Raw genomic sequence first — 21,969 nt, 5'->3', positions numbered from 1 at the left:
TCACGATGCGCACCCAGACCACTTTTCTCATCGAGGTCTTGTCACGGTGATGACAAGACTCGGCAGTAACCAATGTGGCCTGATGGGATAGTTGAGTTCGCCCGGCAGATGTCAGGGCTGAGTAACGGAGCGCCAACCAATAGTAACAATAGCGACGACTGCTTTTAGGGGGAAGCGGCGGATTTCCCGGCGGTCCGGGGACCCCCGCCGTACGGACTCTTGACCCGGGGCCGGTACCGATGGGCACTGGCGGTGGTGGCCGTCAGCGCGTTCATGACCACCATGGACAACACGGTGGTCTTCACGGCGCTGCCCACGATCATGGACGACCTCGACATGTCGTCCTCGGCCAAGGACTGGGTCGCCACCGGGTACATCCTGATGTTCTCCTGCCTGATGATCACGGGCGGGCGGCTCACCGACGTCTTCGGCTGCCGGGTGACGTTCACCACCGGCATGGTCGTGTTCACCGCAGCGTCCGCCGTGTGCGGCCTGGCGCAGACCTCCGAGGTGCTTATCCTCGCCCGCATCGTGCAGGGCGCCGGCGCCGCGCTCGCACTGCCCGCCACGCAGGTCATGGTCACCGTCGGGCGCACCGACAAGCAGCGCTCCATCGGCAACATCATCTTCATCGGCGCCGCGTCCGGCGCGACCGCGCTCGGCCCCACCATCGGCGGGATCATCGTCCAGCACTGGCACTGGGGCTGGATCTTCCTGATCAACATCGTGCCCGGCATCCTGGTGATCCTGCTCGGCCTCGTCACCCTCACCGGGAAGGGCGAGAACACGCACGCCCGCATCGACCTGCCCGGCGTGCTGATCTCCGCGACCATGCTGTTCGCGTTCATCTACGCGCTGGAGGTCGGCAACAAGCGCGGCTGGGGCGACCCGTCCGTGCTCAGCGTCTTCGCCCTCGGCGTGATCGCGCTGGTCTGCTTCATCGTGGTGGAGAGCTGGGCCCCCGACCCGATGATCGACCTGCGGTTCTTCCGCAACCGGGTGTTCACCGGCGGGCTGCTGTCGCAGATGCTCTACGGCATCGGCTTCAACGGCATGATGTTCTACTCGCAGCCGTTCCTGCAGCGCTTCCTCGGCTTCTCGCCGCCCGAGGCGGGCCTGGTCATGCTGCCGCCCGCCATCGCGATCATCCTGCTGACCCCGCTGGCGTTCCTGATGGCCGCCAAGCTCGGCCCGCGCCCGGCGATCGGCGTCGGGATGGCCCTGATGGGCCTCGGCATGGTGCTGTTCTCCATGCTCCAGGTCGGCGACGGCTACGCCGACCTGATGCCCGGCGTCATGCTCGTCGGCGTCGGCGCCGCGCTCGGCATGCCGCTGGTGATGTACGTGCTCAAGGCCGTCCCGGAGAAGCGGGCCGGGGTCGCGAGCGGCGTCATCAACGTGATCCGCGAGGCGTCCGGCGCGTTCGGCATCGCGATCGTCGGGCTGCTCGTCCACCACGTCCCGGACCAGGGCGCCAGCGCCGCCGAGCTGGAGACGTTCCGCGCGGGCACCTCCTCCGGGCTCATCCTCGGCGCCGTGCTCGTCCTCATCGGCGGCCTGATCAGCGGGATCACGCTGCCCAGCCGGCGCGGCTGGCTCGGGCCGAAGCACGGCAAGACCTCGCCGGTCATCCCCGACACCCCGAAGTTCGACCCGGCCGCGACGCCGCGCGACCCGATCCCCGCCCTGGTCGGGCCCGCGCCCGACCCCCTCGCGGCGCCGCTCGCCGAACCCGTCGCCGTCGCGACCGCCGCGCCGCCCGGCGCGCCCCTCCCGCTTCCCCTCACCTGGGAGGACGACCCCATGCCGGACGACCCCACCCCCACCCCGACGCCCGGTCCCCACTGGTGGACGGACGCCGCCTCCGAGCCCCTGGACGACGACCGGGTGGACGGCGACCGGCCCGCCATCCCGACGCCCTGGCCGGCACCGCCCGGGACGGCCCCGCCGCCGGCCTCCGCCACGCCGCCCGCTCCTGCCGTCCCACCGCCCGCACCGCCCGAGCCGCCCGCGCAGCCGCCTGCTCCGCCTGCGGCTGCGAACGCCTGGGAGGACTGGCCGAGCGGCGAGGGCGCCCCTCCCACCGCCCCGATCCCGGCGGTCCCGCCGCAGGCCGGCGAAGGGGCGTCCGCGCCGGCCGACCTCGGGACGGCGCCGGTGTGGCGGGTGCGCGGCGGCAGCCTCGCGGAACCCGACGCGGACGCACCCGAGGCCGCCGAGGCGCCGGTCACGGACGCCGCGGACCCCGGAGACAGCGCGGACGCCGAGGAGCGGCCCGCGCCGCCCGAGGGCTGGTACGAGCCGTACGTCCCGGAGGAGGAGGGCCCGGCCGACGGTCCGCAGCCCGTCCCGCGCAGCGACGCCTGGTAGGAGGCACCGTGAGCAGAATCGTGATCTTCGCGGCCGGGTCGCGCGGGGACATCCAGCCGTGCGTCGCGCTCGGCCGGGCGCTGCGGGCGCGCGGCGACGAGGTGCGGCTCGTGGCGAGCGCGCGGTACGCGCCGATGGCCGTCGCGGCGGGCCTGGAACTCGCGCCGCTGACCGCCGATCCGACCGAGATCCTGGAATCGGACGCCGGGCAGGAACTGCTCGCGGGCGGCCGGAATCCGGTGAAGTTCCTCGGCGGGTTCCGGCGCATCCTCGGCCCGATGGCGGAACGGCTCCTCGCCGAGTGTTCGGACGCCTGTAAGGGCGCGGACCTCATCCTCGGGCCCACACTCGGATTCCTTCCCCGCCATATCGGCGAGCATCTCGGCGTGCCATGGGCGCTGATTCATTTCCAGCCGAGCGAACCGACCGGCGCGTTCCCGCATCCGTTCGTCCCGCAGGCGCGAATGCTCGGGCCATGGGGGCGGCGCGCGAGTTTCCGGGCGGTCGACGAGATCGCCTGGCAGCTGTCGCGGCCGTTCATCAACCCGTGGCGGGACGCCTCGCTCGGGCTGCCGAGGCTGCCGCTGCGGGGCCGGCGCCCGGACGGCCCGGTGCTGGCGTGCTTCAGCCCGGCGGTCGTGCCGCGGCCCGCCGACTGGGGCCCCGGCGTGCACCTCACCGGGTACTGGTTCCTCGACGAGCCCGAGTGGGAGCCTCCGGCGGAGCTCGCGGAGTTCCTCGCGGCCGGTCCCGCGCCCGTCTACGTCGGGTTCGGGAGCATGGTGCCGAAGGACTCCGCGATGACCGACCTCACCGTCCGGACGGCTTTGAAGCTCGCCGGGGTGCGCGGCATCGTGCAGGGCGATCCGGCGACGTCGGACGAGCACGTCCTCGCCGTGCGGGACGTCCCGCACGCGTGGCTGTTCCCGCGCATGGCGGCGGTCGTGCACCACGGCGGCGCCGGGACGACCGCGGCGGGGCTGCGGGCCGGCGTGCCGACCGTGGTGTGCCCGTTCTTCGGCGACCAGCCCTACTGGGGCGAGCGCGTCGCCGCGCTCGGCGCCGGGCCGCGGCCGCTGCCGTTCCGGGCGATGACGGTGCCCCGGCTCGCGGCCAAGGTCCGGCGCGCCGTCCAGGACCCCGACGTCGCGGACCGCGCCGACGACCTCGGCCGGCGCATCCGCGCCGAGGACGGCGTCGGCCGCGCCCGCGAGGTCATCGACACGCTGCTGCGCTGAGCCCCAGACGGCGTCGCGGCACGCGCGTCAGCGGTCGTCGGCGGTGTCGCTCCAGCGCCAGCCCGACCCGTCCGGGGCGGGGACGATCGCCCGCCTCGCACGCGGCCGCTGGGGCGCCCTCGGCTGCGGCGGGCCGTCCGCCCAGGGCCGCCACGGCGCCCCGCCGGACGCGGCCTCGGCGGACGCGGCCCCGGCGCCGTTGGCCGACCGGAACACCAGCTGCGGCGGCTCCGGCTCGGCGGGCGGCTGCGGAGCGGGCCGGAAGGCGTCGTGCGCGTCCACCGGCTGCGGTTCAACCGCCGGTGCGGCCTTCACCTCCGCCCAGTTCAGGGCGTAGGGGAAGGGCTGCTCGTCCGGCATGCGCGGCGGCGCGGCGGTCGCGCCCGCCGGAACGGCGGCGGTGTGCTCGCGCAGGTCCATGCGGGCGTGCAGCCCGGCGAGGAAGGGCGGCAGCCACCAGTTCGCCGCGCCCATGAACCGCATCGTCGCCGGGACGAGCAGCGACCGGACGAGCGCCGCGTCCACCACGACCGCGACGAACATGCCGACGCCGATCAGCTTCACGACCGTGATGCCCGCCATGCTGAACGCGGCGACCACCACGAGGAACAGCAGCGCCGCGCTGGTGATGATGCCGCCGGTGTGCTGCATGCCGGACGCGACCGCGACGCGGTTGTCGTGCGTGAGGTCCCATTCCTCGCGGATGCGGCTGAGCAGGAAGACCTCGTAGTCCATCGACAGGCCGAACACGACCGCGAGGATGAGGATCATGCTGGTCGCCTCGACGCCGCCCGTCGGGGTGAAGTCCAGGACGCCGGCGAGATGCCCGTACTGGAAGCCCCACACGATCGCGCCGAACGAGGCGCCGATCGACAGGACGTTCATCACGATCGCCTTCAGCGGCAGCACGATCGACCCGAAGAACATGAAGAGCAGGATGAACGTGGCGACCCCGACGAACAGCGCCATCTTCGGCAGCGTGCGCATCAGGCTCGACATCAGGTCCATCTGCGAGGCCGTGCTGCCGCCGACGTCGACGTGCATCGGATAGCCGTCCTTGGACAGGCTCATCGCGCGGATGTCCTTGACGAGGTCCTGGGCGTGCTGGTCCATCGGCTCGTACTTGTGCGTGACGGAGATGCGCACACCGCCGTACGCGCCCGAGTAGCCGGTGAACTGCGCCTCGGTGACGCCGGGGAGCTTCGCCAGGTTCTGCCGGAACTCCTCCAGGTAGGGCGGGATGGGGTCGCCCTTCTTGGCGGGCTTCCAGTCGCGCGGGATGAGGTCGCCGGAGACGACCACGTCGATCGGCTCGGCGGACCCGTTCGGGAACTCCTTCTTGACCGTCTCGACGACGGCGCGGGTGGGGCTGTCCTTCGGCAGGACGCGCGCGTCCACGCTGCCGAACTGGACGTTCAGGAACGGCACGAACATCACGCCGAGGATGACGAGCACGACCGCGAAGTACGGCAGCGGATGCTTCATCACGCTGTGGCCCAGCCGGTACCAGAAGCCGCTCTCCGGGTCGCGCTGCGCGCGCCTGGCCGTGGGCCGCCGCCACGGCATCCGCCCGAACTCGACGCCCCTGCCGAGAATCGCCAGCAGCGTCGGCAGCAGGACGATGGCGCCGAACACGGCGACCATGACCGTGGCTATGCCGGCGAGGCCGATCGTCCGGAGGAACATCTGCGGGAAGAGCAGCAGGCCCGCGAGAGCCGCCGACACGGTGATGCCGCTGACCATGATGGTGCGGCCCGCGGTCGCCATGGTCGCGGCCAAGGCCGACTCCCGGATCGGCTCCAGGGCCTCCTTGTACGCCTTCTTCGCGGCCTTGCGCGCGGCCTTGTCCCGCTCCCGCTTCCAAGGTTTGCCCGGTGGCAGACCTTGCGCGGACATGCCTCTCTCCAGTTCCTCACGGAACCGGCTGATGATGAACAGCGAGTAGTCGATCGACAGGCCGACGCCCATCATCGTGACGACTTCGAGGGCGAACGACGTCACGTCCGCCGCGTACGTCACCACATGGAGCACGGCCAGGCCGCCGACGGTCGCGAAGATCGCCACGGCCATCGGCAGCTGCGCCGCCGTCCACGCCCCGAACAGGATCATCAGCAGGATGAACAGCGGCAGCGCCGTGATCAGCTCGGCGCGGACGATGTCCTTGACGACCTGCTGGCCGAACTCCTCGCCGAGCGGGATGCTGCCGCCGAGCTGGACGCGCAGCCCCGGCGCCGCCGACAGCCGGTCCTCGACCGCGTGGTAGTTCTCGGCCTTCTCGGCACCGGTCTTGCCGCGGATCTTCACCGCGACGAACGTCGAGCGCCGGTCGTGGGACGCGAACGACTTCGCCGCGTCGCCGTCGAACGACCAGTAGGAGATGATCTCCTCGACGTTCGCCGTCGGCAGCCGCGCCACCGTGCCGATGACGCTCGCCTCGTAGCGCGGGTCGTCCACCGTCATCGTGTCGCTCGTGTAGAGGACGAGGACGTCGGGGTTCGTGCTGCCGAAGTAGGTCGCGCCGAGCTTGGCGACGAGCGTCGAGGACGCGTCCGGGTCCTCGAAGCCACCCTCCTTGAACTTGGCGAACACGCCGAGGCCCCAGCCGCCCGCGACCACGGTCGTCAGCAGGATCAGCACGAGGCTGGTCCAGCGTCGCCGGTGGATGAGACGCCCCAGCCCCGAAAGCATGATCCTCCTGTGTCACCGCGGGCGGCGGGCCGCCCGTGTCGAAGCTACTTGCGGGACGCCAGCCGCGCCGCCGTCGTCGGCAGCGCGCCATCGAGGTACCGCCGCCGCGTCGCCGCACGTGCGATCTTTCCGCTCGACGTGCGCGACACGCCACCCGGTTCGACCAACACGAAGTCGTGCACGCCCATCTCGTGCTCGATGTTGACGGCGCCGCGCACCGCCGCCTCGACCTCGTCCAGGTCGAGCCGGCCGAGCGGGACGCGGCGGTTGCGCTCGGCGACGACGACGAGCCGCTCGGTCTCCTCACCGGTGAGCGCGAACGCGGCGACGTGGTCGGGGCGGACCGCGGCGTGCGCCTCCTGCGTCGTGACCTCGATGTCCTGCGGGTAGTGGTTGCGGCCGTCCACGATGATGAGGTCCTTGATGCGGCCGGTGACGTACAGCTCGCCCTCGTGAACGACGCCGTAGTCGCCGGTCTTCATCCAGGGCCCGGCCGGGAGGTCGCCGGGCTCGCTCAGCTCGCCGCCGAACGTGTCCTGGCTGCGCTCCGAGTTGCGCCAGTAGCCGGGGGCCGTGTTGGGGCCGTGCACCCAGATCTCGCCGACCCGGCCGTCCGGCTGCTCGACCCGCGTCTCCGGGTCGACGATCGCGACGAGCTGCCCGCAGGGGCCGCCGCACGACACCAGCTCGGACCCGCCCTCGCGCAGCCGCAGCTCGCCCTGCGTGAGCGCCTCCCGGTCCACCGAGATGACCTTCGGCGGGACGTCCTCGGCCGCCGCGGTGACGAACACCGTCGCCTCGGCGAGCCCGTAGCCGGGGGCCTGCGCGCCCGGCCGCAGCCCGGCCGGCGCCAGCGCGTCCGCGAACACCGACAGCGTCGACGGGCGGATCGGCTCGGCGCCGTTCAGGCAGGTCGTCAGCCCGGACAGGTCCAGGCCGGCGATCTTCTCCGGCGTCGCCGCCGTCGCGACGTACTCGAACGCGAAGTTCGGCCCCGCCGTGTAGACGTTCCTGCCCGGCCGCGACGCGATCAGCTGCAGCCAGCGCATCGGGTTCATGATGAACGACACCGGGTCGGTGTAGATGGCGTGGTCGCCGTTCACCAGCGGCAGCGCCATCGTCGCGATCATGCCCATGTCGTGGAACAGCGGCAGCCAGCTCACCAGCTCCGGGTTCGGCTTCTCGGGCGCCCACCCGGACCACAGCTGCGCCGCGTTCGCCGTCACGTTCCCGTGCGTGATCTCGACCCCGGCCGGGCGGCGCGTCGACCCCGACGTGTACTGCAGGTACGCGAGGTCGTCGAAGCCGATGGGCTCGTCCTCCCACCGGTCGGCCAGCGCGAGGTCGACCTCCTCGGCGAACACGATCTCCTTGGGCCGGGGGACGTCGTGGTCGGCGAGGAACTTCTCCACGTGCGGCAGCGCGTTCCGCGTCGTGACGATGACCGCGGGCTCCGCGTCGGCGTAGGCGCCGATCAGCCGGTCGGCGTGCCCGGGCAGGTCGGGCGAGAACAGCGGCACCGCGATGACGTGCGCGTGCATCGCGCCCAGCATCGTCATCATGTACTCGAGGGTCTGCGGCAGCAGCAGCGCGGCCCGCTCGCCCGGCCCGGTGACCTGCCGCAGCGTCGCCGCCATCGCGCGCGCCCGGCGGTCCGTCTCGGCCCAGCTCGCCGTGACGTGCGCGCCCGCCGGGTCGGCCGAGTAGTCGACGAAGGTGTAGGCCGGCGCGTCCGGCTTCTCCCTCGCCCACCTCGCGACCCGTTCGATCAGCGGGGTGCGGCCGGAGCCGCCGGGCAGCAGTTCGGGAAGCAGCGAGCCCAGAGCCATTGAACATTCTCCCGAGGGGACGGGCCGGACGGGGCCCTCGTGCGGACGGGCGGGCGCCATCGGCGGAGCCGGGCCGCGTCGGCCGGGGCGCGCCCCCCGGCGACCGGCGATGATCGTCAAGCTACCGGATGGTAGTCAGCACGCGATATTAGCTCCCGGCCACATTCGCCGAAGCCGGGTTTGTCACCCCCGTGACAAGCGGAAAATCCCTTTCACGCCTGGGCGTTCGCCCGGTCACCGACCGTGCCCGCGCTCACGCCTCGCCGGAAAAGATCCGCTCCACGATGCCCCGGCGGTGCCGCCCCTGGTACGTCGTCTCCGGGTTGACCTCGTCCGGAAGCTCCGCGAGATAACGGCTCTCGGCGTCGATCAACTGCTCCAGTTCGCCGCGGTCGAGGAACACGCCCTTGCATCCCGGGCATTCCTCGATCACCACGCCGTGGCGTTCGTGGGTGTCGAGCTTCGACTCGCACTTCGGACACTGCAGCGTCGTCTCTGACATACCGGATCCCCTGTCCGTAACGACGGCTTTACTGTCAGGCGGACAGCCTACTGACATGGCGGCCGTTTCGGTATGGTCCGCCATTCGATCCGTCTGTCCGAAGGCGACGCGCCCCCGTTCGCGTCGCCTTCCACCCGTCCGGGCGCGTCACCCGGCGGCGGCGTCACCCGCCTCCAGCGACCGCCGCAGCGCCAGCCGCCGCCTGTAGAGGCCGATGCAGGCGGCCCCCCAGAGCAGCCCGATCTCCGCGATGAGCGCGACACCGACGACGACCGCCCAGTCCAGCTCGTCGCCCTGCTCCAGCCCGACCGGCGCCATCAGCGTCATCCGGTTCGCGCCGGACGCGGCCCGCGGCCCTTGAGCCGCGCTGACGGGCGGCAGCACGACCTCCTTCGGGGGCGCGACGCTGGGCGGCGGCGGTCCGCCGGCCCCCGGCCCCGGAAGCACACCCCCGTCCGGACCGTCGCCACTCCCTGGAGGCCCCACCGCGACGCAGGGCTCGTCCTCGCCGCACTGACCGTCATCAGGCGCATCAGTGGCCTGACCGCTGAAACTGGGCAGCTCCGCAGGCTTCTTGGTGGGGTGAGCGCTCGTGCTGGGCTCGGGCACAGACGCCTCTGGCTCAGCCACCTCCGGCACAGGCACCTTCGGCGCAGTCGGCTTCGGCACGGTCGTCTTCGGCACTGACTGCTTCGGGCTGGACGCCTTGGGGCTGGACGTCTTCGGGCTGGACGTCTTCGGGGCGTGGCTGCCGCCCGTACTCAGCTTCGGCGTGGACGGGCTAGGAGTCGCCTCAGGGCTCTCCGAGGCGAGGCAGGGCTTCGAACCCTTGCGCGGCTTGCCAGTGCCACACGGCGTACTTGTCGGCAAGTGGCTGCCGCTTGGGCTCGGCCTCGGTTGACCGGCCGTGGGTGCGGGGCCGGAGTGCCCACTTGAGGTCGGCTTCGGATCGGACGTCTCCGGCGTAGGGCATGGGCTCCGTCCCAGACTCGCGTCGCCCGTGGTGCAGGGATCGGCGGTAGGCGAGGTGTCTGCCTCTGGCTTATCCGAATCGGTCGGTGAGTGAGCGTTCTGCTCAGGAGCGGACGGTTCGGCGGACGCGCAGGCGCTGCCGTCGCTGCTCAACTCCCCGGACGGGCAGGGGCTGGGGACGGGCTTCGGGCGGGACGGTTCCGTGGGGCACGGTGCGCCGTCACAGGACGGCTCGGACGTGGGCGCAGACGAAGGCGTGGACGTAGGCGTGGGCGAGGTCGAGGTGGTGTCCGAGAAGCCGAACACGGCGTCCAACGAACGGCCGGCGGCGTTCGGGGCGTCCGCCATCGCGCGGATGTTCAGGGGCTTCGCCGACGGTTCCGACACCCTTGACGCGGGGAGCCGCAGCGTGGCCGTCCGTTCCCGTGGCTTCTCGCCGACGTCACCCAGCGCGCAGTCGAGGCGCCCTGGACCGGCCTCGGTGCAGTCAGCCGGGCGACTCGTCCAGGCGAGAGGGCGCTCTGCGGTGAGGCGCAGGGTCGCGCCGCGCGCGATGCCGCCTTCCGCATGGACACGGACCGTGTACACCACGGCGTACTCAGGTCCGGACGTGGTGACGCCGGCGAGCTCCTGGTTCATGAGTAAACGGACGTTCGCCGGGCGTCCGTCCGGTACGGCCTCGGCGGCCGGGCTCATCAGCACGAGCGGTACGGCCAGCGTGCCGGTGGCAGTGATCGCACCCCAGCATGTCCTTCGGCGCACCGTTCCCCCTAGCGGTCTCCTTCATGGCTGCCAGGGGGGCGGCGCCGCGGCGCCGGGCACAGACAGTTATTGCCAAAACGCCGGTGCTAGTAACGTGCATCACTCCGGTGGCGGACCCTCTTTCACATAGCGAAAACGGTTCTCCGTAGAATCGGGTTTGGCTGCGGCGAGGGAGAGGAGACCGGGGTGGCGGAGGCCGTTCGGTCGCTGGAGCGCGCGTTCGACCTGCTGGAGCATCTGGCGGACGCGGGCGGCGAGATGGCGCTGTCGGAGCTGACGGAGGTCTCCGGGCTGCCGATGCCCACGATCTACCGGCTGATGCGCACGCTCGTGAACAAGGGCTACGTCCGGCAGGAGCCGTCCAAGCGGTACGCCCTCGGGCCGCGGCTCATCAGGCTCGGCGAGGGCGCGAGCCGGCTGCTCGGCACGTGGGCGCGGCCCGTGCTGGCCCGCCTGGTGGACGAGATCGGGGAGACCGCCAACATGGCGGTGCTGGAGGGCGACGAGGCCGTCTACGTCGCGCAGGTGCCGTCCAAGCACTCGATGCGCATGTTCACCGAGGTGGGGCGGCGCGTCCAGCCGCATTGCACCGGCGTGGGCAAGGCGCTGCTGTCGCAGCTGTCCGACCAGCGGGTGCGGGAGATCCTGGCGCGCACGGGCATGGACGCGCACACCCCCAAGACCTTCACCGACCCGGACGCGCTGCTGGCCGAGCTGGACCGGATCCGCGAGCAGGGCTACGCGCTGGACGACGAGGAGCAGGAGATCGGCGTCCGCTGCGTCGCGGTGCCGCTGCCGGGGACGCCGACGCTGACGGCGATCTCGGTGTCCGGCCCGTCCGGGCGCATGACGAGCGAGGCCGTCCCGGGCGTCGTGCCCATCATGCGGGACGCCGCCGAACGCTTCGCGAAGGAACTGAGCCCCACGACGTCCTGACGCGCGCGGGCTGTCAACCTTCCACCGCCCCCGCCGCGTTAGAGCGCCGTGAAAGAGACAACGCACGACGACGCGTACAGCGCCTTCGTCGCGGCGGCATGGACCCGGCACTACGGGCTGGCCGTTCTCCTGACCGGCGACCCCCACCTCGCGGAGGAACTGCTCCAGGACTGCCTGGTGCGGCTCTACGTGCGGTGGCGCCGCGTCTCGGCCGGCGAACCCGACGCCTACCTGCGGCGCATGCTCGTCAACGGCAACGTCAGCCGGTGGCGGCGGCGCCGCAGGGAGACGCTCACGGCCGCCGGGCCCGACCGCGGTGTCGCGGCGCCGGCGGGACCGGACGACGAGCTCCGCCGCGCGCTGCTGGCCCTGCCGCAGCGCCAGCGCGCCATCGTCTTCCTGCGCCACTACGAGGACATGACGGAGAAGTCGGTCGCGGCGGCACTGGGGTGCTCCGTCGGGACCGTCAAGAAGCAGCATTCCCGGGCGATGGCGCGGCTGCGCGGCCTGCTCGGCGCGAAGGAGGAGGTCTCCCTGTGAACGTTCAGGAGCGGCGGCTCACGGACGCGCTCGGCTCCCTGTCCGGCGGCACGCCGTCCCCGGCCCCGGTGGACGAGGTGCTGCGGCGCGGCAGGCGAGCGAAGCGGACTCGGCGGGCGGCGGTGCTCGGCGGATCCACCACCGCCGCCGCGGCCGGCGCGCTGGCGGTCGCGCTCGCGGCCGGGACGGCCTCCGGGACGGCTCCCGTGCAGTCGCCCGGGAAGGCGGACGGCCGGACGACGCTGGTCGCCGCCGTGGAGGCGACCTCCGCGACGAGCTTCACCGTCGAGATGACCAACACGATGCGGCAGGGGGACCGGCGCCCGCACGTCGAGCGGTACCGGGGGGCCTTCGACGCCGCGAAGCACCGCGGCTACCTGCGCGGACCGCTGTCCGCGCGGACGGCACCGGAACTGCGGTTCGTCGACGACCGGACGTACGTCTACCGCGGGACCTGGAAGGAGATCGAGGGCGGCTTCGGCATGCTGTCCCGGGGCACGCTCGCCCCGGCGTCGCTCGCGGCGGACCCGGCGTCCCTGCTGCGGCGCCTGCAGACGCTCGGCAGGGTGACGCCCGCCGACGAGGGGACGTACACGTTCACGTACGCGCCCCTCAAGACCGGTGGCCCCCCGACGGGCGACCGCGTCGACGGGACGGTCACCGTGGCCGATCGGAAGGTGCGGCGGATCGAGCAGACGACCGTCATCAGGTCCGCGGACCCCGAGATCGCCGACCGCGACCCGGTGCGGTTCACGTCCGTGATCGAGTTCTCCGGCTACGGCACCCCGGTCCACGTCGAGGTGCCCTGACCGGCCGCGGCGTCCCCGCCCTACGCGGGGGCGCCGCGCGCTCGTCGGTCGACGGGCGCGTCAGTCGACGGGCTCGCCGACGATGACGGTCGGGCGGCCGCTGCGCTCCCAGGTGACGAAGTCGCCGGCGGAGCGGACGAGCACGGCCGCGAGCCACAGGGCCAGGCCGGTGTCGTCGGCGATGCCCACGACCGGGATCACGTCGGGGACGGCGTCGATCGGGGAGACGATGTAGACGAGGCCGAGGGCGAGCAGGCCGAGCGTCCCGAAGGACATGCCCTTGTACTGCCCGCGCAGGACCGACTTGAGCATCCGCGGAACGGCGCGCACGCGCTCCCAGAACCCCGGCGCGTCGGGCTTCAGGGTCTCGCTGTAGATCTGCCATGCCTGGCCGGCGGCGGCCGCGCTGCGCTTCCTGTCCACGAGCACTCCTCGTCCGAACGGGTCGTGAGGGCGCGCCCCCGCGGCGCCCACGTCTGACTACGACGCGACGACCGTCGGAAATGTTCCCTCTTGTCGGATCACGCGGCGACCTTCGAGGCCAGGAGAGGTGAGTTCTTCATCACTCCCGCGGTCGAGGTGCGGCGATTCGCGGCGTGTTGCCCGGCGTCCGCTGCCAGCATGTCCCTACGGGCGGCTCCCCCAGCACGACCGGCACGTTCCTTTTTTCAAGGAGTGACGAACCGATTTGACATTCTCCCCTCGTCAAGAGGGGGTCCCACGGTCACCCGTGAGGCTTCCTGCTTCACCGCCGGTTGCCCGCCGAGGAGGTCTCCTCTTGAGGTCTTACACCAGCTCCACAGGCGTTTCAGCTCTCCGCCAGCCCGGCGGCGAGCACGTTCTTGGCCGCATTGACATCCCGGTCATGTACAGCGCCACAGACGCAGGTCCATTCGCGGATGTTCAGTGGCATCTTCCCACGTATGGTCCCGCACGCGGAACACAGCTTGGAGGAGGGGAACCAGCGGTCCACGACCACCAGCTCCCGCCCGTACCAGGCGGCTTTGTACTCCAGCATTGTCCGCAGTTCGCGCCAGGACGCGTCGGAGATGGCGCGGGCAAGGCTGTGGTTCTTGACCATGTTGCGTACGGTGAGGTCCTCGATCACGACCGTTTGGTTCTCGCGGACGAGTCGAGTGGTGAGCTTGTGCAGGTGGTCCCGCCGACGGTCGACGATCCGTGCGTATATGCCAGCGACCTTCCGTCGGGCCTTGTCCCGGTTGGCCGAGCCCTTCTCCTTGCGAGTCAGGGTCTGTTGTGCCTTGGCCAGCTTCTTGCGATCGTTCCGCTCGTGCTTGGGGTTGACGATTCTCTCTCCGGTGGACAGCGTCGCCAGCGCGGTGATTCCCGCGTCCACGCCTACCGACTGCTCCACCGGAGGAAGCGGGGAGATCTTCTCCTCGACCAGCATCGACACGAACCAGCGGCCTGCCGCGTCCCTCGACACGGTCACGGTGGACGGCTCCGAGCCTTGCGGCAGCGGCCGCGACCACACGATGTCCAGCGGCGCATCCATCTTCGCCAACGTCAACTGGCCGTCCCGCCAGCGAAAGGCGGAGCGGGTGTACTCCGCCGCCGCCCGGGACTTCTTACGGGATTTGAACTTCGGGTACTTGGCCCGCCTGGCGAAGAAGTTCGCCAACCCTGCCTGAAGGTGCCGGAGCGCCTGCTGCAGAGGGACCGAGGACACCTCGCCCAGGAACGCCAGTTCGGGTGTCCTCTTCCATTGGGTGAGCGCCGCCGAGGACTCCACGTAAGAGACGCGGCGGCCCTCCAGCGTGTAAGCGCGGGTTCGCTCTTCGAGAGCTTTGTTGTAGACGAGGCGGACGCAACCGAATGTCCGGGCAAGCTCGCCAGCCTGCTCGGGAGTCGGGTAGAAGCGGTACTTGAAGGCCCGCCTCACGGTCTGCGCCATGGCTCACATCGTACCGCGAGATCAGTTAAGACCGGCTCTGTCATGGTAGATCACGAACCGCCTGCCCCTGTTCTGCTCCGCAGCAGGCCGATTCCTCCCCCACCTGAAGGTGGGGACTTCCTCGGAGGCTTCTGATGAGCGGCGACCATACGAACCGTCCCGTCCATGGCACCGCGGCAGGCGACGCCTACGTCGCGCTGCCCCCGACCGCGGTCGACGCCGAAGCCTCCGGCCCGGTCCGGCTGATCGTGGCCTGGCCCGGGTTCGACCCGCCCCGCACGGCCGCGGCGCTCGCGGCGGCGGTCCCGATGACGGGCGTGCCGGTGTGGCGGGTCTTCCTCGACCTGCCGGGCCGCTCGCCCGGCGGGCTCGGCTCGGGCGCGATCCTGGAGACCGAGGCCATCGAGGCGTACTGCGCGGCGGTCGAGGACGCCGTGGAGCGGCTGCCCGCCGCCCTCGCCGAGATCCGCCGCGACCTCGCCCTCCCGGACGGCCCGGTCGCGCTGGCCGGGTTCAGCACGGGCGCCGCCGCCGCGCTGCTGGCCGTCCTGAGCGACACCGTGCCGGTGCGCACCGCCGCGCTCGTCGCGCCCGTGACCGCCCCGGCGCGGGCCGCGCGGGCGGTGGAGCAGCGGTCCGGCCGCGAGCGGGACTGGACGCCCCACGCCGCCGCCCGCGCCGACCGCCTCGACCTCGGCGCGCTCGCCCCCGGCCTCGCCGGACGCGACGTCCCGACGCTGCTCATCGGCGGCGCCAAGGACCGCGTCGTCCCGCCCCGCGAGATCACCGCCCTGCGCGACCTGCTGCGCCGGCACGGCACCGGAGCCGTCGAGTCGACCACGTTCCGGATGGGGCACGCGCTGGCCGCCGAGCCCGGCACCGAGCCGCGCCCGCCCATCACCGAGGCCGTCCAGGTGGACACCGCCCTCACCGACTGGTTCCGCGACCATCTGGCCGACACCGGGCCGGCCGAGGACGGCAGGCACGGCGCCTGGTCGGCGGACGGCGCGGCCGGCGCCGCCCCGGCCGCGCGGCCGGGAGCGGTCGCCGGCCACCCCTCGTGACCGGCGGGAGATGACGCGGCTCAGCCGCGCGACAGCACCTCGTAGCGGACGGGGATCACACCCGACCCGGTGCCGCCGACCTTCTTCATCGCCGCCCTGGACAGGTCCAGGCAGCGGCCGCCCGCGTACGGGCCGCGGTCGTTGATGCGGACGACGACCGAACGGTCGTTGTTCTTGTTCGTGACCCGGACCTTGGAGCCCATCGGCAGCGTCTTGTGCGCGGCCGTCAGCTCGTCGGGGTCGAAACGCTCACCGCTCGCGGTCATCTGGCCCTCCCAGTAGTAGGAGGCCTTGCACGATCCCGACTCGATGACCTTGTGCTTCTTCGCGGTCTTCTTCTTCGGCTTCGCCAGGTGCGCGGCGGCGGCGTCCGACTTCGGCGCCTTCTCCCGCTCCTTGGGCCGCTGCTGGTTCTCCGGGTCCTTCGACGCCGTCGGCGACGGCTCCGGTGCGCGCGTCCCGCCGCGGCTCACCCGCGGCGCATCGGCGTCCGGGCGGTCGGCGAGCGGGTCGGCGGGCCGCTTCGCGGTCTGCGCCGCCTGCGCGGATCTCGCCGACCCGTCACCGTTGACCAGGGCGAACGCCCCGGCGGCGAGGACGGCGACGGCGGCGCCGGAGACGATCAGGACGGTGCGCAGGCGCGCGCGAAGCAGACGTCTAACAGGGCTGCTCACAGAGGAGTCCTTTGTTAGGGGACAGGGCCCCGGACGCCCGGCTTCATCTCACGGCGCGCTCAGGCGACCTCTCCGTCCCCCGAGTCCTCCGCCGCCGGCGGGCGCGCTCGCCCGTCCCGTCTCCGCGCCGCTCTCAGGCGCGTCCGCGTCATCGCGGTCCGGCGTCCGGCAGGTGCGGCGGGAAATGCTTCTTCACTTTTGATCACTAAAGCGCCGCACAAGTCCTTGACCGTACGTTGTGTCTCGTGTGAATCAAGACGTAGGGCCCTGGTTTGTGGGGTTTGTCACCCGACTCTTTGCGCTGCGGAGTCGATCAACTTCACGCGGTCACGCCCTATGTAGATCGTCTTTACTCTCCCTTGACCGGCGATCTCGGGCAGATAACAACCGTTCGCGGACAACGCGACGGGGCGTCCCGGGGATGCCGATCGCATCCGCGGAACGCCCCGTCGCGGTGGACTAGAGGGTGCGCGTCACCCGAGTCCGGGCACGCCGAGCCCGGTCGTGCTCAGCATGGACAGCGGGCCCGCCAGCGGACCGTTCTCCAGCGGACCGCCCTCCAGCGGACCGGCCGCCGGGCGCGGGCCGGGGCCGTCCGCCCGGCGCTCGGTCGCGCCCTTGGCCTTCAGCACGTCCACGACGTTGCCGAGCCCCTCCTGGGTCTGGTCGAGCTTCACGCCGGCGTCGTTCACGGCCCCGTTGGTCTGGCCGAGGACGTCGTCGGCCGGCACCGGCGTGGCGCGGCGCTCGCGCGGCGGGAAGAGCATCGTGCCGACCGGCACCCCGACGGCCTTCGCGGCGGCGAGCGTGGCCGGCACGTTGGCGACGTTCGCGGGCAGCACCTCCTGCAGCCCGTCGGCCGGCATGCTCACCGGCGCGCCGGTGCGGCGCGCGCCCGGCTCGGCGGCCCGCGCGCCCGGCAGGTCGCCGATGGCGCCCTGGCCGACCGTGTCGCCGAGCTTCTTCAGGAGCGCCCCGCCGTCCGCCACGCCGGAGTCCGGCGGGGCGGGCACCGCGGCCGTCCGCCGGGCGGAGACGGGCGCGATGTCGGTGGCGCCCGGAGCGGCGCGGAGCGCGTCGTCGACGGCGCCCGTCGCGCGCTCGGCGGTCTGACCGCCGGTCCGCAGGACGGGGTCCGGGACCGCCCCGCTGATCGGGTGGGCGGCGGCGGCCGTGTCGTAGAGGAGCTCGGTGGACGGGCCCGGCACGTCCCCCGCCGGCGTGTGCGCGGCGTTCGCGGGCGCGGACGCGACCGCGAGCACGGCGGCGAACGGAGCGACGACGGCGGCGCCCAGCAGACCTCTGGCAGATCGGTTCATGTTTCCCCCCGGTTTTTCCGGCTTGACCCTGCACGTGTGATGTGCGCCCGCCGGACCGGCGAATTCGGCGCACCGTCGAGCGGGGACGTTAGTACAACCGGAAGGCGCGTACGGCCGATTAGGGAATCAATTGCCGAACCGCGGAAAGATCTCCCTGGAATTGATACTCGGCCGTGCCCGAGTCGGCCAAGGATGACAATTTCCCGACATAAGAGAAGGCGGGGGCGCCGCGCCCGGCGCCCCCGCCTCCGTCCGGCCCGGTTACTCGGCCGCGCCGAGCGAGATGGCCTCGTCGACCTCGTCCTTGCGCGCAGCGACCTCCGCCGCGTAGCGCTCCTCGTCGACCTTCTCGGCGATCTCCTCGTCCTGCTTCATCAGCGCCTCAAGGTCGGCCTTGGCGTTGTCGAGAACGCCCATGTCCTGGTAGGCCGCCTGCACCTTGTCGCCCCAGAGGCCGACGTCCCGGACGCACGGCACGATCCGGCTGAACAGCAGGGACTGATAGAGGGTGTACATATCGGAGTTGTCGACGAACTCCATGCACTTCTCGACGGGCATGTCGAGCGTCTCGAAGATCTCGCGCCCCTTGAAGCGGTCGCGCATCAGGTAGCAGCCCTCGACGACGAACTCCTCGCGCTCGGCCCGCTCCTTCTCGGTGAGCTCGGCGTAGTAGTCCTTGAGCGCGAGCCGCCCGAACGCGACGTGCCGCGCCTCGTCCTGCATGACGTACGCCAGCAGCTGCTTGACCAGCGGGTTCGTCGACATGTCGCGGTACAGCCCGAACGCGGCGAGCGCGAGGCCCTCGATGAGGACCTGCATGCCGAGGTAGGGCAGGTCCCAGCGGCTGTCCTCCAGCGACTCGGCGAGCAGCTTCGCCAGGTCCTGGTTGATCGGGTAGTACATCCCGATCTTCTCGTGCAGGAACTTCGTGTACAGCTCGACGTGCCGCGCCTCGTCCATCGTCTGGGTCGCGGCGTAGAACTTCGAGTCCAGGTCGGGGACGGACTGGACGATCCGCGCCGACACGTTCAGCGCCCCCTGCTCGCCGTGCAGGAACTGGCTGAACAGCCACGATCCCTGGTGCCGGCCGAACTCGTCCCGCTCCTTCTGCGACATCTTCTCCCAGATGTCGGACCCGAAGAGGGGGTTGAAGTTCTCCGGCAGCCCGGCGACGTTGAGGGGGTCCACCTCAAGGTCCCAGTCGATGCGCTTCTGCGCGTCCCACTGCTTGTCCTTGCCCTTCTGGTACAGGTTCAGCAGCCGGTCGCGTCCGTCGTCGTACTCCCAGGTGAAGCGGGTCTCTCCCGCCATGGGGACGTTCCACGTCTCGGTCGGGACCGGGGTGGAGTAGAGGTCAAAGGAACTCACGGGGGGATCCTCCTCCAGGCGTTGCGCCGCGCCCTCGCGACGCCGGTCTGCACCGCCCACGGCTTTACATACCTTCGTAACATGTAAAGCCCGGGGAAACCAGGGCCCTCGCGGGAACGTCCCAAAGCCGTCGCCCGCACCTCCCCGGAGGGAGATGCGGGCGATGTGACGAGGCGGGTCGGTGCGCGCCGGGCGCCGGGTCAGCGGGACTGGAGGGCGTCCAGGCCGACGGCCTGCGCGATGACGAGCCGGCGGTCGAGGCGCGGGTCCTTGATGTCGACGGTGTAGCGGTCGCGGAACCCGAACTTCTTCTCCACCGAGAAGACGACCTGGTCGCCCGCGTAGAAGTCGAAGTGGTACGGCCAGGCGAACGGCAGGCTGTCCACGTACGGGATGATCTGCCAGACGCGCCGCAGCACGGCCACGAACTTGTTGCGCTCGCTGCCGGTGGTCACGCCGAGGCCCGGCTGCTCCATGTGCCAGGTGGAGGCCAGCAGCGACTTCTTGAAGTCCTTGCGGAAGACGCCGATCGGCTGCCCGTGCGCGTCGGTGATGTCGTAGGCGGACGCGAGGTCGATCCGCTTGCGCGCCTTGAAGCCGAGGATCGGACGCGTCTTGGTGTCGTCCGAGTACAGGGTGACCTGCTCCTTGAACGCCAACCGCTTCTGCTGCGCGAAGGCGAGCAGCTCGCCCTCCCCGCCGCCGGGGGCCTCGGCGTGCACCTCGTACTGGTTCACCATCAGGCGCACCCGCTGCCGGATCAGCAGCCTGTTCTGCGCCTGCAGTCTCTCTTCGTCCAGCGGACTCACCCGTTCTGTCGCGTTGTGCGGTGGGAGTCTGCCACAGCGCGTCCCCGACATCCCGGTTTTTCCGGGAGTGGGGGACCCCGACGCCTTTGGGCGATGGGGGAGGGCGCCGATCAGGAGTGCTGGATGTGGGAGGCGAGATAGGCGTGGATCATGCGCTCGGCCTCGGCGACGATCTCGGGGTCGCCCTCGGGGCTGCGGCGGAAGGCCATCTTCAGCACGGCGTCGCCGGCCTCGACCGCGATGGCGAGGGCGGTGGCGAGGCCGGGGGTGTCCTGGACGTCGAACGTACCCACGATCATGCGGCGCAGCCGGTCGGCGACGACGGCGTTGTTGTCGGCGTCGGAGTCGAGCAGGTTGACGTCGGCGACGTCGCCGAACCGCAGCACGCGGAAGCCCGGGACGGTGCGGTGCATCTCGACGAAGATCTCGATGATGGCGCCGACCGTGTCGGACCAGTCGCCGAACCCGCCCGCGGCCAGCCGCGCGGAGATGCGGTCGCCGAACTCCTCCAGGTTGCGCAGGGCGAGGGCCTGCGCGACGGCGCGCTTGTCGGGGAAGAACTGGTACACCGAGCCGATCGCCACTTCGGCGCGCTGGGCGATGCGCGTCGTGGTGAGGCCGTCGTAGCCGTCCTCGTCGAGGATGTCCGCGCAGGCGTCGAGCATCCGCTGGACGCGTTCGGCGCTGCGGCGCTGGGCGGGACGGCGGCGGAGCGGGGTCCGGATCTCGGTCACCAGGTCATTGTCCCCGACCGCGGGGGTGCCCCGCATGGACCGCCTAGCCGTTACCCACCCCGGGGCCACCGGAGTCTTCCGCCCGCACCACCCCGCCACTAATATCCGAAGGCTATTCGCATTTTCGGGAGGGGATCGCGATGGGGCTTCCGGAAGGCTTCCGCTGGGGCGTCGCCACCGCCGCCTACCAGATCGAGGGCGCGGTGGACGAGGACGGGAGGGGCCCGTCCACCTGGGACACCTTCGCGCGCACGCCGGGACGCGTCCGGGACGGCCACACCGGCGACGTCGCCTGCGACCACTACCACCGGTGGCCGGAGGACGTCGCGCTGATGGCGGGCCTCGGCGTCGACGCCTACCGGTTCTCGATCGCGTGGCCGCGCGTCCAGCCGTCGGGGAGCGGGCCCGTCAACGCCAAGGGCCTCGACTTCTACGACCGGCTCGTGGACGGCCTGCTCGCCGCCGGCATCTCCCCCGCCGCCACCCTCTACCACTGGGACCTCCCGCAGCCGCTCGAAGACGCCGGCGGGTGGCTGGAACGTGACACCGCCTACCGGTTCGCCGAATTCTCCTACCTGGCGGCCGAGCGGCTCGCGGACCGCGTGGACATGTGGATAACCCTGAACGAGCCCGTGGTCGTCATGGCCTACGGCTACGCGTTCGGCGTCTACGCGCCCGGCCGGGCGCTGATGTTGGACGCGCTCCCCACCGCGCACCACCAGCTCCTCGCGCACGGCCTCGCCGTCACCGCGCTGCGCAGCCGCAACGCCCGCGCCGTCGGGCTGACGAACCACTACTCGCCGGCGTGGGCCGCGTCCCCCGCCGACCAGCCCGCCGCCGACGCGTTCGACATGTTCATGAACCGGCTGTTCACCGACCCCGTGCTGCTCGGCCGCTACCCCGACCTGATGGGGGACGCGCCCTACATCCGTTCGGCGGACATGTCGGTCATCGCCTCGCCCATCGACTTCCTCGGCGTGAACTACTACCAGCCGACGCGGCTGAAGACGCCGGCCGAAGGGCCGCTGCCGTTCGAGATCACGGAGATCACCGAGTACCCCACGACCGGCATGGGCTGGCCGATCGTCCCGGACGCCTTCCTGTCACTGCTCCGCACGCTCGACACCCGCTACGACCTGCCGCCGCTCTATATAACGGAGAACGGGTGCTCGTTCCCCGACGAGATCGGCGCGGACGGCACGGTGGACGACTCGTCCCGCATCGCGTTCATGGACGCCCACATCAAGGCCATGCGCACCGCCGTCGACGAGGGCATCGACGTCCGCGGCTACTTCGCGTGGTCGCTGCTGGACAACTTCGAATGGTCCGAGGGCTACCACCCGCGCTTCGGCCTCGTCCACGTCGACTACGCGACGCAGAAGCGCACCCCAAAGAAGTCCTACGGCTGGTACAGGGATCTCATAGCGTCGCCGTAACCGG

At 71.5% G+C, this 21,969-nt stretch carries 18 protein-coding genes and 1 pseudogene; 8 read left to right on the top strand and 11 right to left on the bottom strand.

Annotated elements, in window-relative coordinates; translation table 11 throughout:
• Positions 1-252: 252 nt before the first annotated feature.
• Both ACGFI1_RS25555 and ACGFI1_RS25550 read left to right on the top strand, forming a co-directional pair.
• Positions 253-2,370: an MFS transporter gene (locus ACGFI1_RS25555; protein ID WP_392788523.1), complete on the top strand. Its 2,118-nt coding sequence runs from the start codon at positions 253-255 to the stop codon at positions 2,368-2,370.
• A gap of 8 nt (positions 2,371-2,378) precedes the next feature.
• Entirely contained in the window at positions 2,379-3,608 is a 1,230-nt protein-coding gene (locus ACGFI1_RS25550; RefSeq protein WP_392788520.1) for a glycosyltransferase, read from the top strand.
• A 27-nt stretch (positions 3,609-3,635) separates the two neighbouring features.
• Here ACGFI1_RS25550 and ACGFI1_RS25545 read toward each other — a convergent pair whose 3' ends face one another.
• The 4 genes from ACGFI1_RS25545 to ACGFI1_RS25530 form a co-directional block, all read right to left on the bottom strand.
• Positions 3,636-6,296 carry an MMPL family transporter gene (locus ACGFI1_RS25545; RefSeq protein WP_138634815.1) on the bottom strand — a complete coding sequence of 887 codons (2,661 nt, stop codon included), beginning with the start codon at positions 6,294-6,296 and terminating at the stop codon, positions 3,636-3,638.
• Between the two features lie 44 nt (positions 6,297-6,340).
• Positions 6,341-8,125: a fatty acyl-AMP ligase gene (locus ACGFI1_RS25540; protein WP_386871980.1), complete on the bottom strand. Its 1,785-nt coding sequence runs from the start codon at positions 8,123-8,125 to the stop codon at positions 6,341-6,343.
• A gap of 253 nt (positions 8,126-8,378) precedes the next feature.
• A complete protein-coding gene (locus ACGFI1_RS25535; RefSeq protein WP_171068862.1) occupies positions 8,379-8,627 on the bottom strand; it encodes a TFIIB-type zinc ribbon-containing protein in 249 nt (82 codons plus the stop codon).
• Between the two features lie 147 nt (positions 8,628-8,774).
• Positions 8,775-9,011, bottom strand: a complete 237-nt coding sequence (locus tag ACGFI1_RS25530; protein WP_392788517.1) for a hypothetical protein — start codon at positions 9,009-9,011, stop codon at positions 8,775-8,777.
• A 208-nt stretch (positions 9,012-9,219) separates the two neighbouring features.
• Between ACGFI1_RS25530 and ACGFI1_RS25525 the strand changes: the two genes are divergently transcribed.
• The 4 genes from ACGFI1_RS25525 to ACGFI1_RS25510 all read left to right on the top strand — a co-directional run bounded on the left by ACGFI1_RS25525 (position 9,220) and on the right by ACGFI1_RS25510 (position 12,646).
• The gene (locus ACGFI1_RS25525) at positions 9,220-9,528 is read left to right on the top strand and encodes a hypothetical protein (RefSeq protein ID WP_392788515.1); all 309 of its coding nucleotides are present in this window, start codon (positions 9,220-9,222) and stop codon (positions 9,526-9,528) included.
• A gap of 1,019 nt (positions 9,529-10,547) precedes the next feature.
• Positions 10,548-11,297, top strand: coding sequence for an IclR family transcriptional regulator (locus ACGFI1_RS25520; protein ID WP_274704589.1), 750 nt, complete (start codon positions 10,548-10,550; stop codon positions 11,295-11,297).
• Positions 11,298-11,345: 48 nt separating this feature from the next.
• Positions 11,346-11,837, top strand: coding sequence for a SigE family RNA polymerase sigma factor (locus tag ACGFI1_RS25515; protein ID WP_138634803.1), 492 nt, complete (start codon positions 11,346-11,348; stop codon positions 11,835-11,837).
• On the top strand, positions 11,834-12,646 hold the full coding sequence (locus ACGFI1_RS25510; RefSeq protein WP_392788511.1) for a hypothetical protein: 813 nt from the start codon (positions 11,834-11,836) through the stop codon (positions 12,644-12,646). The genes ACGFI1_RS25515 and ACGFI1_RS25510 overlap by 4 nt, the downstream gene beginning before the upstream one ends.
• Before the next feature lie 60 nt (positions 12,647-12,706).
• On the opposite strand, the gene ACGFI1_RS25505 is transcribed toward ACGFI1_RS25510, so the two are convergent.
• Together ACGFI1_RS25505 and ACGFI1_RS25500 are read right to left on the bottom strand one after the other, a co-directional pair.
• Complete coding sequence (locus ACGFI1_RS25505; RefSeq protein ID WP_387069440.1) at positions 12,707-13,069, bottom strand: YkvA family protein; 363 nt, start codon at positions 13,067-13,069, stop codon at positions 12,707-12,709.
• 245 nt (positions 13,070-13,314) lie between these two features.
• Positions 13,315-14,561 (bottom strand): annotated as a pseudogene (locus ACGFI1_RS25500) (RNA-guided endonuclease InsQ/TnpB family protein).
• 134 nt (positions 14,562-14,695) lie between these two features.
• On the opposite strand from ACGFI1_RS25500, the gene ACGFI1_RS25495 reads away from it, so the two are divergent.
• The gene (locus tag ACGFI1_RS25495; protein ID WP_392788508.1) at positions 14,696-15,625 is read left to right on the top strand and encodes a hypothetical protein; all 930 of its coding nucleotides are present in this window, start codon (positions 14,696-14,698) and stop codon (positions 15,623-15,625) included.
• 20 nt (positions 15,626-15,645) lie between these two features.
• Here ACGFI1_RS25495 and ACGFI1_RS25490 read toward each other — a convergent pair whose 3' ends face one another.
• From ACGFI1_RS25490 to ACGFI1_RS25470, 5 genes are all read right to left on the bottom strand, one after another.
• Positions 15,646-16,299, bottom strand: a complete 654-nt coding sequence (locus tag ACGFI1_RS25490; protein ID WP_387069442.1) for a septal ring lytic transglycosylase RlpA family protein — start codon at positions 16,297-16,299, stop codon at positions 15,646-15,648.
• Positions 16,300-16,772: 473 nt separating this feature from the next.
• A complete protein-coding gene (locus tag ACGFI1_RS25485; RefSeq protein WP_392788506.1) occupies positions 16,773-17,618 on the bottom strand; it encodes a hypothetical protein in 846 nt (281 codons plus the stop codon).
• A gap of 261 nt (positions 17,619-17,879) precedes the next feature.
• On the bottom strand, positions 17,880-18,986 hold the full coding sequence (locus ACGFI1_RS25480) for a ferritin-like domain-containing protein (protein WP_138634792.1): 1,107 nt from the start codon (positions 18,984-18,986) through the stop codon (positions 17,880-17,882).
• Positions 18,987-19,186: 200 nt separating this feature from the next.
• Positions 19,187-19,795: a hypothetical protein gene (locus ACGFI1_RS25475; protein ID WP_240807242.1), complete on the bottom strand. Its 609-nt coding sequence runs from the start codon at positions 19,793-19,795 to the stop codon at positions 19,187-19,189.
• 110 nt (positions 19,796-19,905) lie between these two features.
• Positions 19,906-20,529 carry a TetR/AcrR family transcriptional regulator gene (locus ACGFI1_RS25470; protein WP_138634789.1) on the bottom strand — a complete coding sequence of 208 codons (624 nt, stop codon included), beginning with the start codon at positions 20,527-20,529 and terminating at the stop codon, positions 19,906-19,908.
• Between the two features lie 140 nt (positions 20,530-20,669).
• On the opposite strand from ACGFI1_RS25470, the gene ACGFI1_RS25465 reads away from it, so the two are divergent.
• Positions 20,670-21,965, top strand: coding sequence for a GH1 family beta-glucosidase (locus ACGFI1_RS25465; RefSeq protein WP_392788503.1), 1,296 nt, complete (start codon positions 20,670-20,672; stop codon positions 21,963-21,965).
• The last annotated feature ends 4 nt before the right edge of the window (positions 21,966-21,969 follow it).

Origin of the sequence: Actinomadura geliboluensis (assembly GCF_043197915.1) — a bacterium.
Lineage (GTDB): Bacteria > Actinomycetota > Actinomycetes > Streptosporangiales > Streptosporangiaceae > Spirillospora > Spirillospora geliboluensis.
This window is presented reverse-complemented; position numbering and strand designations above follow the sequence as displayed.

What these genes read in the sequence shown, in the direction of transcription:
- ACGFI1_RS25485 (WP_392788506.1), bottom strand. Translation starts at nt 17,618, where the DNA reads ATGAACCGATCTGCCAGAGGTCTGCTGGGCGCCGCCGTCGTCGCTCCG.
- ACGFI1_RS25495 (WP_392788508.1), top strand. Translation starts at nt 14,696, where the DNA reads ATGAGCGGCGACCATACGAACCGTCCCGTCCATGGCACCGCGGCAGGC.
- ACGFI1_RS25545 (WP_138634815.1), bottom strand. Translation starts at nt 6,296, where the DNA reads ATGCTTTCGGGGCTGGGGCGTCTCATCCACCGGCGACGCTGGACCAGC.
- ACGFI1_RS25465 (WP_392788503.1), top strand. Translation starts at nt 20,670, where the DNA reads ATGGGGCTTCCGGAAGGCTTCCGCTGGGGCGTCGCCACCGCCGCCTAC.
- ACGFI1_RS25535 (WP_171068862.1), bottom strand. Translation starts at nt 8,627, where the DNA reads ATGTCAGAGACGACGCTGCAGTGTCCGAAGTGCGAGTCGAAGCTCGAC.
- ACGFI1_RS25540 (WP_386871980.1), bottom strand. Translation starts at nt 8,125, where the DNA reads ATGGCTCTGGGCTCGCTGCTTCCCGAACTGCTGCCCGGCGGCTCCGGC.